The sequence below is a fragment of the Mesorhizobium sp. M7A.F.Ca.US.008.03.1.1 genome (assembly GCF_003997495.1).
Lineage (GTDB): Bacteria > Pseudomonadota > Alphaproteobacteria > Rhizobiales > Rhizobiaceae > Mesorhizobium.
This window is the reverse complement of record NZ_RZRU01000001.1, coordinates 489,748-505,055: the sequence shown is the minus strand read 5'-3', so window position 1 is coordinate 505,055 and position 15,308 is coordinate 489,748. Positions and strand designations below refer to the sequence as shown.

13 protein-coding genes are annotated in these 15,308 nt (G+C 64.7%); 8 read left to right on the top strand and 5 right to left on the bottom strand.

Features of this window, described 5'->3' with window-relative positions:
• Positions 1-8: 8 nt before the first annotated feature.
• Genes EOA16_RS02275 through EOA16_RS02260 form a run of 4 tightly spaced genes read right to left on the bottom strand, consistent with a single transcriptional unit; the run spans position 9 to position 4,343 of the window.
• The gene (locus tag EOA16_RS02275) at positions 9-665 is read right to left on the bottom strand and encodes a GntR family transcriptional regulator (RefSeq protein WP_127255150.1); all 657 of its coding nucleotides are present in this window, start codon (positions 663-665) and stop codon (positions 9-11) included.
• Between the two features lie 16 nt (positions 666-681).
• The gene (locus EOA16_RS02270; protein ID WP_164754066.1) at positions 682-1,992 is read right to left on the bottom strand and encodes an aspartate aminotransferase family protein; all 1,311 of its coding nucleotides are present in this window, start codon (positions 1,990-1,992) and stop codon (positions 682-684) included.
• Entirely contained in the window at positions 1,993-3,051 is a 1,059-nt protein-coding gene (locus tag EOA16_RS02265) for a phosphotransferase (RefSeq protein WP_127255148.1), read from the bottom strand. It abuts the gene before it with no gap.
• On the bottom strand, positions 3,048-4,343 hold the full coding sequence (locus tag EOA16_RS02260; protein ID WP_164754065.1) for an ArgE/DapE family deacylase: 1,296 nt from the start codon (positions 4,341-4,343) through the stop codon (positions 3,048-3,050). The genes EOA16_RS02265 and EOA16_RS02260 overlap by 4 nt, the downstream gene beginning before the upstream one ends.
• Before the next feature lie 159 nt (positions 4,344-4,502).
• On the opposite strand from EOA16_RS02260, the gene EOA16_RS02255 reads away from it, so the two are divergent.
• From EOA16_RS02255 to EOA16_RS02220, 8 genes are all read left to right on the top strand, one after another.
• The gene (locus EOA16_RS02255; RefSeq protein WP_127255146.1) at positions 4,503-5,201 is read left to right on the top strand and encodes a GNAT family N-acetyltransferase; all 699 of its coding nucleotides are present in this window, start codon (positions 4,503-4,505) and stop codon (positions 5,199-5,201) included.
• The gene (locus tag EOA16_RS02250) at positions 5,202-7,928 is read left to right on the top strand and encodes a LuxR C-terminal-related transcriptional regulator (protein ID WP_127255145.1); all 2,727 of its coding nucleotides are present in this window, start codon (positions 5,202-5,204) and stop codon (positions 7,926-7,928) included.
• Between the two features lie 84 nt (positions 7,929-8,012).
• Positions 8,013-9,134, top strand: a complete 1,122-nt coding sequence (locus EOA16_RS02245) for a class II histone deacetylase (protein ID WP_127255144.1) — start codon at positions 8,013-8,015, stop codon at positions 9,132-9,134.
• Positions 9,135-9,138: 4 nt separating this feature from the next.
• Positions 9,139-9,996, top strand: a complete 858-nt coding sequence (urtB, locus tag EOA16_RS02240; protein WP_127255143.1) for an urea ABC transporter permease subunit UrtB — start codon at positions 9,139-9,141, stop codon at positions 9,994-9,996.
• A complete protein-coding gene (locus EOA16_RS02235; RefSeq protein ID WP_127255142.1) occupies positions 9,993-10,979 on the top strand; it encodes a branched-chain amino acid ABC transporter permease in 987 nt (328 codons plus the stop codon). The genes urtB and EOA16_RS02235 overlap by 4 nt, the downstream gene beginning before the upstream one ends.
• Entirely contained in the window at positions 10,976-11,680 is a 705-nt protein-coding gene (locus EOA16_RS02230; protein WP_127255141.1) for an ATP-binding cassette domain-containing protein, read from the top strand. Before EOA16_RS02235 ends, EOA16_RS02230 begins: the two co-directional genes overlap by 4 nt.
• A 2-nt stretch (positions 11,681-11,682) precedes the next feature.
• On the top strand, positions 11,683-12,384 hold the full coding sequence (locus EOA16_RS02225; RefSeq protein ID WP_127255140.1) for an ABC transporter ATP-binding protein: 702 nt from the start codon (positions 11,683-11,685) through the stop codon (positions 12,382-12,384).
• A gap of 42 nt (positions 12,385-12,426) precedes the next feature.
• On the top strand, positions 12,427-13,596 hold the full coding sequence (locus EOA16_RS02220) for a substrate-binding protein (protein ID WP_127255139.1): 1,170 nt from the start codon (positions 12,427-12,429) through the stop codon (positions 13,594-13,596).
• Between the two features lie 48 nt (positions 13,597-13,644).
• Here the strand turns inward: EOA16_RS02220 and EOA16_RS02215 are convergent, their stop codons facing one another.
• A complete protein-coding gene (locus EOA16_RS02215; protein ID WP_127255138.1) occupies positions 13,645-15,291 on the bottom strand; it encodes an acetolactate synthase large subunit in 1,647 nt (548 codons plus the stop codon).
• Between the last annotated feature and the right edge of the window lie 17 nt (positions 15,292-15,308).

Genomic DNA, 15,308 nt, shown 5'->3' with positions numbered 1-15,308 from the left:
GCGGATAGTCAGCCGGCAGGGTCAAGGTTTGCCGACAGCACGGCGGCTGCCATGATGATGTCCTCTTCTATGAACATCCGCGCCGTGGGACCGTTGCGCCGCTCCAGCGCGGCGACGATCTTGCGGTGGGCGTCGTTCGACCGCGGAATGTAGCGGTCGGCCTGCATCAGCAGCTTGAGATAAGGTCCTACCCGCCCCCAGAGGTCGCGGATCATGTTGAGCAGGATCGGCGCGCCGGCATGCTGGTAGATGGCGAAGTGAAAAGCCTCGTTCAACGAGAGATAGGTCCCGGCATCGCCGGCCTCGATGGCTCGCTGCATGCCGGCGAGCGTCGCCTGTATGTCAGCCAGCCCGCTTTTGCTCATCCTGGTCGCCGCCATCTCGCCCGCCAGTCCCTCGACGGCGATGCGGATGCGCGTCAGCTCCTCGAAGGCAGGCGCGGACAGCAACGGCACGATGACCGAGCGGTTGTTCTGCATCTCGAGCAGCCGCTCGGCGACAAGCCGCTGCAGCGCCTCGCGGATCGGTGTCGTCGATATGCCGAAGGTCTCGGCGAGCTTACGGATGACCAGCGTCTGGCCCGGGCTGAAGCCTCCTGAAATCAACTCCTGCTTGAGCGCGCCATAGGCGCGGTCATTCAGGGTTTGATGTTCAAGCTTCAGCATGCGCGGCCTGCTCCGATCACCAGTTCGACAGCGCGCGATCGAGCGTCTCGGCCAGTTGCTCGGCATTGTCCCTGGCAAACGGCAGTGGCGGCCTGATCTTCAGCACATTGCCGCGCGGACCACAGGACGAGATCAGCACGCCGTCCTCGCGCATGGCTTCGACGACCGCCGATGTCTTGGTGGCGGCCAGTGCCTCGTTACCGTCCGCCGTCAGTTCGACGCCGAAATAAAGGCCGTTGTGCCTGACGTCGGCGACCGCGCCATGCCTGCCCTGCAGGGCGCGCAGCAGTTCACTCGTATAGGCGCCGACGTTGCGCGCATTCTCGATCAGCCCCTCGCCGTCGATCACGTCCAGCACGGCGAGGCCGACGGCGGCAGCGACCGGATTGCCGCCGAAAGTGTTGAAGTAGCCGGTGTTCGAGCCGAAGGAGGCGACAAGCTGCGGCCGCACCAGCACGGCGCCTATCGGATGGCCATCGCCGATCGGCTTGCCCATCGTGACGATATCCGGCTCGATGCCATAATTGGCAAAGCCCCACATGCCCTGGCCGAGCCGGCCGAAGCCGGACTGGACCTCGTCGGCGATGACAATACCACCGGCCTCTTTCACATGGTCCGCCGCCTGGCGCATCACCGCCGCATCGGGAAAGAAGATGCCGTCGCTGGAAAAGGCCGAGTCGAGAAGCAGCGCCGCCGGCTTGATGCCTTTTGTGCGCATGTCCTCGATGGCGGCGGCGACATTTTTGGCGAAATCATGCGCGGCCCGGCCATGATCTCGGAATGTGTCCGGCGCCGACACGGTGCGATGGTGTGCGGGCACGCCCTTAGCCCCGACCGCCGCCGGCGACAGTTGCGCCGTCGCAATGGTGGCGCCGTGATACGCGAAATCGGTGATGATCACCCCGGTGCCGCCGCTGGAATGCTGGGCGATGCGGATGGCGAGATCATTGGCCTCGCTGCCGGTGCAGGTGAACATGGCATGGCCGAGATGGGCCGGAACGGTGCCCAGAAGTTTTTCCGCGTAATCGAGGATGATCTCGCTGAGATAGCGCGTGTGGGTGTTGAGCGTGGCGGCCTGCGCGGACAGCGCCTCGACGACACGCGGATGGCAGTGTCCGACCGAGGCGACGTTGTTGTAGGCGTCGAGGAATTTGCGGCCCTGTGCGTCGTAGAGCCACACACCGCTGCCGCGCACCAGATGGGTCGGGTTGCGGTAGAAGGCGCGGTAGGTGGGCCCGAGCAGCCTGGCACGGCGTTCAAGCAGCGCGCGCTCCGATGCAGCCGCGTCGGCATTTGCAGGGTAAGGCGAGGACTGGGACACGAGCATCTACTCCGGATTGGAATGGTCGAGAAAATAGCGGCGGGCATCAGTGGACGACAGGCCGTCCAGCCGTTCGAGCGAAGCCCAGACCTCGGTGGCGAGGCGCAGCACATAGTCGCGCTTGGACGGGAACCGCTCTGCCTGCCAGCTGGCGATGTTGACGATGAGCGCAAGCCGGGCACGGATCAGATCGAAGAGAATGCCGATCTCGTCCTCCTCGAGCGGCTGCACCGATTGATAGCCGGCGACAAAGCGCGCTGCCGGCGCCAGCGGATGGCCTTTCGACGGCCAGCGGTAGACGGCGCCGATGGCGAGGTCGCAGATCAGCGGCGAATGGATCATGTCGCCGAAATCGAGGATGCCGCTGACGACCTCCGGCCGCGACGCGTCCATCACCACATTGTAGGAATTCATGTCGTTGTGGACGATCTGCGCGCGCAGGGTCGGGATGACCGGCGCAGCATGCTCCTCGAAGGAGTCGATCGCGCGTTCGACCATCGCCCGCTGGCCAACGTCAGTGATATGGGCCATCATCGGCCGTGTCTTGGCGACCTTGCGGATGTCCCAGAGCAGATCGCTGCCGGCGGCCGGGTGGAAGAAGCCGCGAAGCGCCCTGCCGAGGCGGGCGAGGAAGACGCCGAGATTGCGATCCTGCGCCTCGGAAGTCGGCGATCGCGACAGCAGCTGGCCGGGCAGATAGGTGACCACCCGGATGATGCGTGGCGCCGAGCCAGCGACGCTGACCGCGAACTGCGCTTCGCCTTCAAGGCTATTGCGCACCGAGGGAATCGGCAAGGTGGGGTCGACCGCAAGGATGTGGTCGAGCGCCTTGTTCTGGAAGTCGGTGAAGCAGGCCTCTTCCGCCGGATGGGAAATCTTGAGGACGAACTCGCCTGCGCCGTCGGTCTGGATGTGGAAGTTGTGGTCGCGTTCGCCAGGCAGCGGACGCGCGGTGCCGGTGAGCCCATAGTGCCGGCGCAGGATGGCGAGCGCGTCGGCCGTCGACACGTCAGGCGCATCCTCGGCGAGCGTTTCGCCGAACGCATCGGGGACGGCCGCATTCATGGCTTAGCCTCGATAGGCTCGAGGCCGCACCAGTCGGCGATGAAGAGCGCGATCGTCTGGGTGACCTTGCGCACCGAGTCGAGATCGACGGCCTCGTCATAGCCATGCGGCATGCGGCAGATCGGGCCGTAGACGATCGCCGGCGTGTCGGCATAGAGGCCGAAGAAGCGTGCATCCGTCGTCGCCGAGGTGACGTGCTCGGTCAGCGGCTCGCCCCAGACGGCGGTGTGGCTGCGGCGCAGCACCGCTTCCATCTCGTCGGCGCCCTCCAGCACATAGCCCTCGGCCATGAAGCCGTTGTAGGTCATCGTCGGCGGACGATTGGCCAGGAACGGATCGGCGCGCGCCGCGTCGGCAACGCAGGCTTCAAGCTCGGCTCTGGCGTCTTCGAGCCTTTGGCCGGGATAGGTGGCGACGCGCATCTCGAAGACACATCGCGCCGGAACGCTCGATGTCCATTCGCCGCCTTCGATCTTGCCGAGATTGAAGCGGATCGGGTGCGGATGATCATGGAAATGCGGATCATCGACCTTGCGCGCGTTCCAGACGATTTCGAGCTGCTTCAGCGCCTTGATGATGACGAAGGCTTTTTCGATGGCATTGGCGCCGGCCGAGAATGCACCAGAGGCATGCTGCGGATCGCCGTCGACCTCGACCCGGAACCAGATCGGCCCGACCTGCGCCCGCATCAGTCTCGGCTCCAGCGGTTCGGGAATGAAGGCGGCATCGGCGCGATAGCCGCGCTGCAGGCATGCAAGCGCGCCATTGCCGGTGCACTCCTCCTCGACGACCGACTGGAGGTACACGTTCGCGGCCGGCTGATAGCCGAGGCCGCGCAGGGCGGCCAGCGCATAGAGGCAGGCGGACAGGCCGGCCTTCATGTCGCCGGCGCCGCGGCCATGCATCCAGCCGTCCTCGATCACCGGATCGTAGGGGTCGCGCACCCAGCGGTCGAGCGGTCCGGTCGGCACGACATCGATATGGCCGTTGAGGATCAGCGAGCGGCCGGTCGCGTTTGTCGGCGTGTGCGAGGCAACGACATTGAAGGCATCAGCATAGGACACCGTCACAGGTGAAAAACCCGGCAAGTCGCGAATCGCATCGACATCGACGCGCCACATGTCGACCGCGTAGCCATCCGCCTCGTAGGCAGCGGCCATGAACGACTGCGCGGCATGTTCCTCGCCGCGCTGCGAGGGAAAGCGCACGAGATCGGCCAGGAACGCGACCTGTCGGGCGAAGCCGTCATCGACCGCGCTGAGAATGGCCTCGTCCGCAATCCGCTCAGGCATCATATTTCGCTTTCATCTGGATGGTGTATCATATCTCATATGCCATTCCTGTGAAATGCAAGAGGTATACGCGCCAAACTTTCAGTCCAGGACTTGCCGTTCGATGCTTGGGGAGTTGGCATCGGATGCAGCAAGCCGATACTGCTATCTCTGGAAGACATGACGAGGAATGCGTTGATCACCGAAGACACGATGCCGGCCGAAATCACCGATCTCGCCATTGGCTACCATCGCCTGCCGGCGGGCAAGCTTGCCAATGCGGTGACGTGGATGGAAGCGTGCGCGCCGCAGCCCGGTCTCGCGCACCCCTTGGCCATGACACGGATCACGACGCCAGACTGCGCTTCCTACCGGGCGATCTTCCTCGAGATCGGCGCGCCCTGGCTTTGGGACCGCGTTTCCGAAATGTCCGATGCCGAAATCACCGAGCATTTCGCCGACCCACGCCAGCATCTCTACTACGCCCATGACGAAACCGGCGCCCATCTCGGCATGGTCGAATTCTTCGTTGCCGACAGCAGCGAGATCGAGATCACCTATTTCGGCCTGTTCCCCTCCCTGACCGGCAGGGGTTTCGGCAAACGGCTGATGGCCGGGGCCCTGGACCTTGCATGGCGTCTCAACCCGAGCCGCATCTGGCTGCATACAAGCAGCTTTGATCATCACAGTGTCATCGGTTTCTACAGCGCCTGCGGGTTCGTGCCCTTCGCGACAGGATTTGAAATCGTCGACGATCCCCGGATCAAGGGAACCTTGCCGCGCCATGCCGCACCGCAGATTCCCCTGATCGAAACGGAGTGGAGCAATGGGAAGGGAGCCTCACTCTCCCCGGAAAAGCGACAGGTTGCGCGGACCTAGATGAGAGCAGCTCCGCAATCCGTCAGCCCAGCGTCGCCGCACCATCGCCGATGGGTGCGCCGCGAGACCATCCTGTCGACGCTGGAGCGCCATATCGACACGCGCATCGTGCTGTTCGCCGCGCCCGCCGGCTTCGGCAAGTCGACGACGATGGCGCAGTGGGCCGCGGAAGTCGCGCGCCACGGCCGGCTGACAGCATGGCTGTCCTGCGAGGCAACGGACAATGATGAGGGCGCCTTCCTGTCGCATCTGGTGGGCGCGCTGCGCCATCTGGTGCAGAGCCCGGCGGAACTCGACCTCGCCTTCCAGTCGAGCCCAATCCCGCAGCTCGATGTCATGCTCGCAGCACTTGTGGCGGGTCTGGCGGCGCGCGAGGCTGACATCACCTTGTTCTTCGACGACTACCACGCCATCGAGGCACCCGCGGTGAAGCGGTTCATGGAGCGTCTGACCCGGCAGGCGCCGGCAAACGTCGCCTTCATCATCGGCTCGCGCAGCCTGCCTGATCTGCAGCTCGGCAAGCTCCGGGTGCTTGGCGACGTTTTCGAGATCGGCCCCGACGATCTGCGTTTCGCCTCGTCCGAGGCCGAAGCCTTCTTCAACGAGAAGCTGGGCTTGAGCGTCAGCAGCGGCACGGTGGAAACCTTGTGCTCGCGCACTGAAGGATGGGCCGCCGGCCTGCAACTGGCCTCGCTCTCGCTGAGTGCCGCGCACGCACCGGAAACCGTGATCGGCAATTTCACCGGCGCCAACCGAAACGTCGCCGACTTCCTCATGGGCGAAGTGTTCCTGGAACTGCCGCCGGCAATCGCGAAGTTCCTGCTCTACAGTTCGATCTTCGAACGCTTCAGCGCCGAAGCCTGCCGGGCGGTGATGCGGGCGGCCGATGCCGAGGCGGCTATTACCGAGGTCGAGACGCGCAACCTGTTCCTGGTGCCGCTCGATGAAGAACGGCGCTGGTTCCGCTACCATCATCTGTTCCGCGATTTCCTCAGCCGCGAAATGGAACGGCGCGAACCGGAGATGATCGCGCCGCTGCATCTGGCGGCAGCCGAATGGTTCGGCGAGCGCAAGATGCTGACCGAGGCGATCGGGCACGCGCTGGCGGCCGGCGACCAGGCACGCGCGGCGGTGTTCGTCGAGAACAACGCGCTCGACCTCATCGCCCAGTGCCAGCTTCTTTACGTGCGCCAGTTGCTGGCGCTGCTGCCGAGGCAGCTCATCGACCAGCGCATCCGGCTGCAACTCGTCGTGCTGTGGCTGGCGGTGCACAGCAGCCAGCCCGAGATCGCCCAGCAAACGCTGAGCAATGCGCGCAAACTGGTCGAGGCCGGACCGACCGACAGCAATGACCCGGGCACCGTGACCGGCACAACGATCGAGGCCGAGCTCATGGTTCTCGCCGCTGCCGTCCACAGCACGCTGGAGCAGTTCGATCAGGCGCGCGACACAGCCCTTGCGGCCCTGCGCGTCATCGCGCCCGATGCCTGGTTCATGGAGGGTGCTACCGCCAACGTTGTCGGCTACAACCTCTATGCGCTGGGTGATCTCGATGGGGCTCGCGCAGCGATCGATGCCGCGCGACGGGCGCACGAGCGCAGCGGCAGCCTGCTCGGCGTCACCATTGCCAATTGCTACATGGCCGTGATCGAGCGTTCGGCGGGGCGCCTGCCCGCCGCCGAGCGGCTGCTGCGCAACGCCATCATCGAGGCCAGGGCGCGGATCGGCGCAAACTCCTATGCCGAGGCCCTGGCCGGAACGCTGCTTGCCGAACTTGCCTACGAAACCAATGCGTCGGGCGAGGCGCTGACCCTGGTCGAGAATCTCGGACCGCAGATCGAAGGCGCGGCGGTCATCGTCTATCCCTTGGCCAGCGTGCCGACCTATGCCCGCGTGCTGCAGCTGACCGGTCGCACCGAAGCGGCACTGGATATGCTGGAGCGCGTCTATCAGCGCGTACGCGGCACTGTGTATCGCCGCCTGGCATCGATGGTCATGCATGACCGCATACGTGTGCTGCTCGACCAGAACCGTGCCGCCGAAGCGCGCGCGCTGCTGACCGAGCATCGCGGCGAAGGGACCGAGGCTTCGATGGCCATCACCACCGCCAACGAGTTCGAATTCTTCGCCGAGGCCCGCCTGCTGACGGCGGAGAAATCCTATGCCGATGCCGCGCGGATTTTCGACGCGCTGCTGGAGCGCACGAAAGACAGCGGGCGTATGCGCCGCCATATATTGGCGCTGATCCTGCGCGCCAAAGCGGCCAGCGCTGCCCACGACCAACGCGAGGCCGACCGCACACTGCTCGATGCGTTGCGCCTTGCCCAATCCTCCGGCTTCATCCGTTCCTTCGTCGACGAGGGAAGGCCTGTCGTCGAAGCGTTGATGCGGCTGCGTGCGGCCCAGGCAAAGACCGATCCCGCGCTGTCGGCCTATGCGACGCGCATCATCGATGCAGCGCAGGCGATGCCCGTCTCGACGCGCAAGTTGGCCGCACCAGCTGTTGAGAAGGAACAGCTCACCCAGCGCGAAGCCGAACTGCTGCGCTATCTCGCCGAGGGCATGTCCAATCGCGATATCGCCCTTGCGCTGTCGGTGAGCGAAACCACGGTGAAGTGGCACCTGAAGAACATTTTCGGCAAGCTGGCGGTGACCAACCGGGTCCAGGCGGTGCGCGCCGCGCAAGGGTCCGCAGGTGCCCATACCCCTCCGAAAGGAGGGGCATAGATAACAGGCACAACCCCCTCTTTCGGGTCGGGCCACATGATCGTTAGCCTGCTAGCGTCACCTGGTTTTCAGAGGACGCTGCGGATGGCAACAGGCTACGTTTTTCACGAACAGCTGATGTGGCATGACACCGGCTCCAGCGCCGACATGATGCCGCCCGGCCGCTTTGTGGAACCCGGCCGACATCTGGAATCGCCCGGCTCGAAGCGCCGGCTGAACAACCTCATCCAGGTCAGCGGCCTGTCGCGCCATCTGGTGCCGATCATCCCCGAGCCGGTCTCGGTCGAGGACCTGCTGCGCGTGCACACACAACGCCATGTCGACGATATCCGCATGCTCAGCGAACGTGGCTGCGGTTTCGCCGGTCCGCAGGCGCCGATCGGTCTCAACAGTTTCGACATCGCGCTGCTGTCGGCCGGCACCACCTATGCCGCGATGCGCGCCGTGCTGACCGGCCGGGTCGACAATGCCTATGCGCTGGCGCGGCCGCCGGGACACCATGCCGAGCCCGACCAGGCGATGGGCAACTGCCTGTTCTCCAACATCGGCGTCGCTGTCCGCCGGCTGCAGCATGAAGGCCTGCTCGGGCGCGCGGCGATAGTCGACTGGGATGTGCACCACGGCAATGGTACCGAGACGGTGTTCTATTCCGACCCTTCAGTGCTGACCATTTCCGTGCATCAGGACAATCTCTATCCGACCGGGCGCGGTGCGCTGGCCGACAGCGGGAAAGATGCCGGCGAAGGCTACAACATCAATATCCCGCTGCCGGCCGGCAGCGGCACAGGCGCCTATGAATCGACCTTCGACCGCGTCGTCGCGCCGGCGCTGCGCGCCTACAGACCGGACCTCGTCATCGTCGCTTCCGGCTTCGATGCGTCCGGCTTCGATCCGCTCGGCCGCATGATGCTCAACAGCGAATGCTTCCGGCGTCTCACCGCGCGCATGGTGGCGCTGGCCGCCGAAACCTCGCAAGGGCGCCTGATGATGACCCATGAAGGCGGCTACTCCGAAGGCTACGTGCCGTTCTGCGGCCATGCCGTCATCGAGACCCTGGCCAACCATCGGACCGAAGTGGTCGACCCTTTGTCGGACCATATCGACGAATGGGCGGGGCAAGGCCTGCAACCACATCAGGCCGCGGTGATCGATGCCGCGGAGGGGCTGCTCGTCGGCCTGCGCCAACGTCTCGCCAGTGCGGCTTGACGCGATGGATTTCGTCATCACCACGCTGCTCAATGCGCTGACGCTGATCAGTATCCTGATGCTGGTTGGGCTCGGGCTGGCGATCAGCTTCGGGCTGATGAACGTGACCAATTTGGCGCATGGCGAGTTCGTCACCGTCGGCGCCTTCGCGGTCTATTTCGTCCAGAGCATGGGCGGCTCATTCTGGCTGGGGCTGGCCGCGGCGCCTATCGCCGGCGCGGTGGTCGGCTGTATCCTCGAATTCGCCATCATCCGCCATCTCTACTCAAGACCGGTCTCGACCGTGCTCGCCACCTGGGGCGTCAGCCTGATCCTGCAGCAAGGGCTTGAACTGACCTTCGGTCTTGGCGCCAAGCCGGTGACGCCGCCGATCGAGGGCACGCTCGATCTCGTCTTCACCGTCTATCCGGCCTACCGGCTGATCCTGATCGGCATCGCCATGCTGACCCTGCTCGGCGTCGTCCTGCTGATCAGCCGCACCTCCTTCGGGCTCGACATCCGCACCGTCATCCAGAACCGCGAGATGGCCGAAGGCGTCGGCATCAACACGCGGCGCACCTACGCCATCGCCTTCACCTTCGGCGCAGCCATCGCCGGGCTTGCCGGCGGACTGGTCGCGCCGCTGGCGATCGTGCTGCCGCAGATGGGAGTGAATTATCTCGCCAACGCCTTCTTCGTCGTCATCGTCGGCGGCGTAGGCTCGATCGGCGGCCTTGTCGCCGGCAGCGTCTTCGTCGGCGGGCTGACCAGCATCCTTAATTATCAGATCTCGCCGTCGCTGGCGCAGGCGATCGTGCTGCTGGCGGCCATCGTCGCTGTCCGTCTGCGACCCAACGGCCTGTTCAACGGAGCGTCGCGATGATCGCCCGCGATCGCAACTGGCTGCTGATCTTCGCCGTCTGCGTGGCGCTCGCGGTCGTCTATCCGTTCTTTGCCGGCGGCTATCAGCTGACCGTGATCCGCGATGCGCTGATCTTCGGCCTGTTCGCCGCAAGCCTCGACTTCTTCTGGGGCCGAACCGGAATCCTGTGTTTCGGCCACGCCGCCTTCTTCGGCATTGGCGGCTACATCATGGCGCTGGTCACGCTCAACGACGCCATCCCCTTCGGAAGCCTGCTTGGCATCGTCGGTGCGGTGGCCGGTGCGGCCTTCGTCGCCGCGATCATCGGCTACTTCCTGTTCTTCGGCGGCATCCGTGGCAGCTATTTCACCATCGTCACGCTGGCCATGGGCGTCATCTGCCAGCAGGCCGCGGTCTCGTGGAGCTCGGTCACCGGCGGCGACAGCGGCCTGATCGGCATCCCGCCGATCGAGTTCGATCTTGGCGGGCTGCACGTCGATCTGAGCCAAGATCTACCCAGTTATATCTTTGTCACAGCCATCGTTGCGGTGGTTGTGCTGGCGCTGTGGTCGATCAGCCGTGGCCGCTGGGGTACGGTGCTGACCGCCATACAGGACAATGAGATCCGGGCGGCAGCGCTCGGCCACAATGCGCCGTTGCGGCTGCTCGTCACCTTCGTTCTGTCCGCAGCCATCGCCGGACTTGCCGGCGCGCTCTATGTCTGCATGGCAGGACTGGTGGCGCCGGATCTGTCCGGGCTGCTTCTGTCGACGGAGGTCATCGTCTGGGTGGCGGTCGGCGGCCGCGGCACGCTGCTTGGGCCGGTGCTCGGCGCCATCTTCATCCAGCGGGCGCAGCAGACGATCAGCAGCTTCAATCCGAGCCTGTGGCCATTGCTGCTGGGCTGCGTCTTCGTCATCATCGTTTTCGTCCTGCCGGATGGCATCCTGTCGATCTACGCACGGCTGAAGGCCCTGTTCAAAGGCGGAAGGCGGGCGCAATGAGCGACATCCTGCTCCAGGCCGAGAATGTCGGCATCCGCTTCGGCGGGCTGCAGGCGCTGGAAGCCTTGAACCTCACCGTGCGCGACAAAGAGCTCTGCTGCATCATCGGGCCGAACGGCGCCGGCAAGAGCACTTTCCTCAACGTGCTGACCGGCACGCTTCGGCCGACCAGCGGCAGCGTGCGCTTCCTCGGCCACGACATAGCAGGCCTGCCATTGCATCGCATCGCCCGGCTCGGCATCGCCCGCAAATTCCAGATCCCGTCGGTCTTCCCCAGCCTCTCGGTGGAGGACAATGTGAAAGTCGCGCGTTGGGGCGCGCCCTCGCCTGTGCGCCCGATTGGTGAACTGCTGGAACTGGTCGCGCTGACCAACCGCGCCGCCACACTCGCCGGTGAACTCGCGCACGGCCAAAAGCAATGGCTGGAGATCGGCATGGCGCTGGCAATCGAGCCGAGGCTTCTGTTGCTGGACGAGCCGACCGCCGGGATGACGCCGCAGGAAACGCTGGCGACGGCGCAGATGCTGCTGCGGCTTAAGGGCGAATTCTCGATCGTCGCCGTCGAGCACGACATCCGCTTCGTCCGGGCACTGAACTGCGAGACGCTGGTGCTGCACCAGGGACGCCGGCTGCGCAGCGGTCCTTTCCATGACATCGAGACTGACGAGATGGTCCGCGACGTCTATCTGGGGAGGCGCTGACCATGCTGCGGACGCTTGCGGTCTCGGCCGGCTACGGCCTGCTCCCGGTGCTGAACGGCATCGACCTGAGTGTCGCCCCGGGCGAGGTCGTCGGCCTGCTCGGCCGCAACGGCGCCGGCAAGACGACGCTGCTGCGCGTCATCGCCGGTGCGCTGCGGGCAAGTGGCGGTGCGGTGGTTCTCGGTGACAAGGACCTCACCAACGCGCCGGCTTTCCGCCGCGCGCGCGCAGGCATCGCGCATGTGCCGCAGGGACGTGGCATCTTCAACCAGCTGACCGTGCGGCAAAACCTGGAGGTCGGCACCCGCGCGGCCAAGGACCGTGGCGACAGCGGCATTCCGGCCGACATCTTCGGCTATTTTCCGATCCTGCGGGAGCGCGAAGCGCAGATCGCCGGCACACTTTCGGGCGGCCAGCAGCAGATGCTGGCGATCGGCCGCGCATTGTGCGGCCTGCCGTCGGTGCTGCTGCTCGACGAACCCTCGGAAGGCATCCAGCCGAACATTGTGCAATCGATCGCCGAACTGGTGCCGCGCATCGCCCGCGAGCGCGGCATCGCGATCGTTCTGGTCGAGCAGAATCTCGATCTCGTTCTCAAGGCATCGGACCGCTGCCTGGTGATGGAGAAGGGCAGGATCGTCCATGAAGGCGCACCGGAGGCGTTCGCCGACGAAACCCTGCTGAAGGACCTGTTGGCTTTGTAAGGCGTGCATGGGGCGCGCCTGGGACTGGAAGGGAACACAACAATGATAAGCAGAAGAACTGTTTTGAAATCAGGTGGCGCTGCCGCCGCTTTCGCCATCATCGGCGCGCCATCGATCCTGCGCGCCGCCGACACCGTCAAGGTCGGCCTGTCGATCCCGATCACCGGGCTGCAGGCGATCCTCGGCGAGACGCTGCTCAATTGCTACAAGCTCGCCGCCGCCGAACTCAACGCCGCCAACGGCATTGGAGGGCGTCAGGTCGAGCTCATCATCGAAGACAACCAGACCACCACCAAGGGCTCCATCGACAAGGCGCGCAAGCTCATCAACGAAGACAAGGTCGACGTGATCATGGGCACGATCATTTCGCCAGAGCGCAGTGCGACGCTGTCAGTGACATCGAAGGCCAAGAAGCTGTTCTTCTACCCGACTAATTTCGAAGGCGGTGAATGCAACCGCTACTTCGTCGCCACCGGCCCGATCCCGATGCAGCAGGTCGATCCGATGATGCCATGGGTGGCCGAGAACCTCGGCAAGACGATCTATGTCATGGCCTCCGACTATGCCTGGCCGCAGAAGATGACCGAGGCGATCACAGCGGCCTATGAGAAGGCCGGCGGCAAGATCATCGGCGCCGATTACTATCCGTTCGGCACCACGGATTTCGGCCCGGCCTTCCAGAAGATCAAGTCGCTGAAGCCCGATGTCGTCTGGTCGATGGTGGTCGGCAACGACGCCGTCACCCAGCTCAAGCAGTATCGCAGCTTCGACATCAAGCAGCCATTGATCGCGCCGCTGGACGAAGTCTTCAACAAGGACGCTCTGCCGCCGGGCGTCGCGGCCGGCACCTACGCGCCGCAGCCCTACTGGATGGCGCTCGACAATCCGGTCAACAAGAAGTTCATCTCGAGCTTCCGCGAAAAATTCGGCAAGGAGAAGATGGTCAATGGTATCGGCGAGGCCGGTTACAACGGCCTGCATCTGTACGCGCTGGCCGCCGATAAGGCCGGATCGCTGAAGGATGACGATGTGCTGGCGGCGCTGCCGTCCATCGAGTTCGATGCGCCGCAAGGCAAGATCCGTGTCGACGCCAGCAACAACCACACGCTCTGCCATTCCTATGTCGGCAAGGCGGCGGCAGACGGCATCGGCTACGAGATCGTCAAGGATTTCGGGACGATCGCGCCGGTCACGCCTTACTGCAAGCTGTAGGAGCTTCGGCAACGGCTCCAGGTAATCCTGACGGCGGCTTTGCCGCCGTCAGCTCGCTTGCGGCGCAGGCAGCCGCTCGCGCAGTTCGTCTACGAGCACCCTGGTGTTTTCGGAATAGTCGATGGGCACGACGACGAGATGCACGCCGCCGCCGGTGAAGGCCTGTTCCAGCACCGGCCGCAAGTCGGCGATCTCGCCAACCCTGGTCCCCTTGGCGCCATACGCCTCGGCATACTTGACGAAATCGGGATTGCCGAAGGTCATGCCGAAATCCGGGAACGCATCGACCGCCTGCTTCCAGCGGATCATGCCATAGGCATGGTCTTCGAGCAGCAGAACGACGAGGTTGAGCTTGAGCCTGACGGCGGTCTCCAGTTCCTGGCTGTTCATCATGAAGCCGCCGTCGCCACAGATGGCCATGACACGGCGCTGCGGATAGAGCAGTGCCGCCATCATCGCCGACGGCAGGCCCGCGCCCATGGTGGCCAGCGCATTGTCGAGCAGGATCGTGTTTGCCATGCGCGTCCGGTAGTTGCGCGCGAACCAGATCTTGTACATGCCGTTGTCGAGGGCGAGGATCCCGTCCGGCGGCATCACGGCGCGCACGTCATGCACGATGCGCTGCGGCGTGAAGCGGTCTTCGGTGGCGCGCGCGGCGATCCGGCTCAGAATGCCTTCCCGCAGCGGCAGCAGGGCCTGCGCATTGGGGATCTTGCCCTCGATGCGATCGGCCAGCAGCGCCAGCGAAGGGCCAAGGTCGCCGACGATCTCGGCTTGCGGGAAATAGACCTGCTCGACATCCGCGGACTGGTAGCCAACATGAATGACCTGCGGCCCCTTGGCCCCCATGATGAAGGGCGGCTTCTCGACCGTGTCGTGGCCGATGGTGATGATCAGATCGGCCTGCTCTATGGCCTCGTGCACATAGTCGCGCTCCGAAAGGGCTGCCGTTCCCATATAGAGCTCCGTGCCGCCGGGCACGGTGCCCTTGCCCATCTGCGTGGTGAAATAGGGAATTTGCGTGCGCAGCACGAACTGGGCGACATCGGGGGTCACGCGCGGTCGCGACGCCGCCGCGCCGAACATCAGCAGCGGGCGCCTGGCTTCCATGATCATACGGGCGGCGCGATCAAGCGCACCCGGGCTGGCCAGCGGCAGTTCGACCGGGTGCGTCGGGACAAGCGCGATCGGTTCACACTCGGCCGCTGCAATGTCTTCCGGCAGTTCCAGATGCACGGGGCCGGGACGCTCTTCCTGGGCGACACGGAAAGCTTCGCGCACCAGCGAGGGGATCATCTTCGGCGAGACGATCTGGCGCGACAGCTTGGTCAGCGGCTTCATCGCCGCGACGATATCGACGATCTGGAAGCGCGCCTGCCGGGATGACAGGATGCCCTTCTGGCCGGTGATCATGATCATCGGCATCGCGCCGAGCAGCGCATAGGCCGAACCGGTCGAGAGATTGAGCGCGCCTGGGCCAAGCGTGGTGATACACACGCCCGGCTTGCCGGTAAGCCTGCCATAGGTGGCGGCCATGAAGGCCGCCGCCTGTTCGTGGCGGGTCAGGATCAGCTGGATCGAGGAGCGGCGGATGGATTCGACGATATCGAGATTTTCTTCGCCCGGAATGCCGAAAATCCGTTCGACCCCTTCGTTCTCGAGGGCCGCGACGAACAAATCCGAACCTTTGGTCATAACCGTCTCCCGCAACA

Bases quoted from the DNA above. Each gene is read 5' to 3' on its own strand.
- EOA16_RS02235 (WP_127255142.1), top strand. From the start codon at position 9,993: ATGATCGCCCGCGATCGCAACTGGCTGCTGATCTTCGCCGTCTGCGTG.
- EOA16_RS02215 (WP_127255138.1), bottom strand. From the start codon at position 15,291: ATGACCAAAGGTTCGGATTTGTTCGTCGCGGCCCTCGAGAACGAAGGG.
- EOA16_RS02270 (WP_164754066.1), bottom strand. From the start codon at position 1,992: ATGCTCGTGTCCCAGTCCTCGCCTTACCCTGCAAATGCCGACGCGGCT.
- urtB (WP_127255143.1), top strand. From the start codon at position 9,139: ATGGATTTCGTCATCACCACGCTGCTCAATGCGCTGACGCTGATCAGT.
- EOA16_RS02260 (WP_164754065.1), bottom strand. From the start codon at position 4,343: ATGCCTGAGCGGATTGCGGACGAGGCCATTCTCAGCGCGGTCGATGAC.
- EOA16_RS02245 (WP_127255144.1), top strand. From the start codon at position 8,013: ATGGCAACAGGCTACGTTTTTCACGAACAGCTGATGTGGCATGACACC.
- EOA16_RS02225 (WP_127255140.1), top strand. From the start codon at position 11,683: ATGCTGCGGACGCTTGCGGTCTCGGCCGGCTACGGCCTGCTCCCGGTG.
- EOA16_RS02230 (WP_127255141.1), top strand. From the start codon at position 10,976: ATGAGCGACATCCTGCTCCAGGCCGAGAATGTCGGCATCCGCTTCGGC.
- EOA16_RS02220 (WP_127255139.1), top strand. From the start codon at position 12,427: ATGATAAGCAGAAGAACTGTTTTGAAATCAGGTGGCGCTGCCGCCGCT.
- EOA16_RS02250 (WP_127255145.1), top strand. From the start codon at position 5,202: ATGAGAGCAGCTCCGCAATCCGTCAGCCCAGCGTCGCCGCACCATCGC.
- EOA16_RS02255 (WP_127255146.1), top strand. From the start codon at position 4,503: ATGACGAGGAATGCGTTGATCACCGAAGACACGATGCCGGCCGAAATC.
- EOA16_RS02275 (WP_127255150.1), bottom strand. From the start codon at position 665: ATGCTGAAGCTTGAACATCAAACCCTGAATGACCGCGCCTATGGCGCG.
- EOA16_RS02265 (WP_127255148.1), bottom strand. From the start codon at position 3,051: ATGAATGCGGCCGTCCCCGATGCGTTCGGCGAAACGCTCGCCGAGGAT.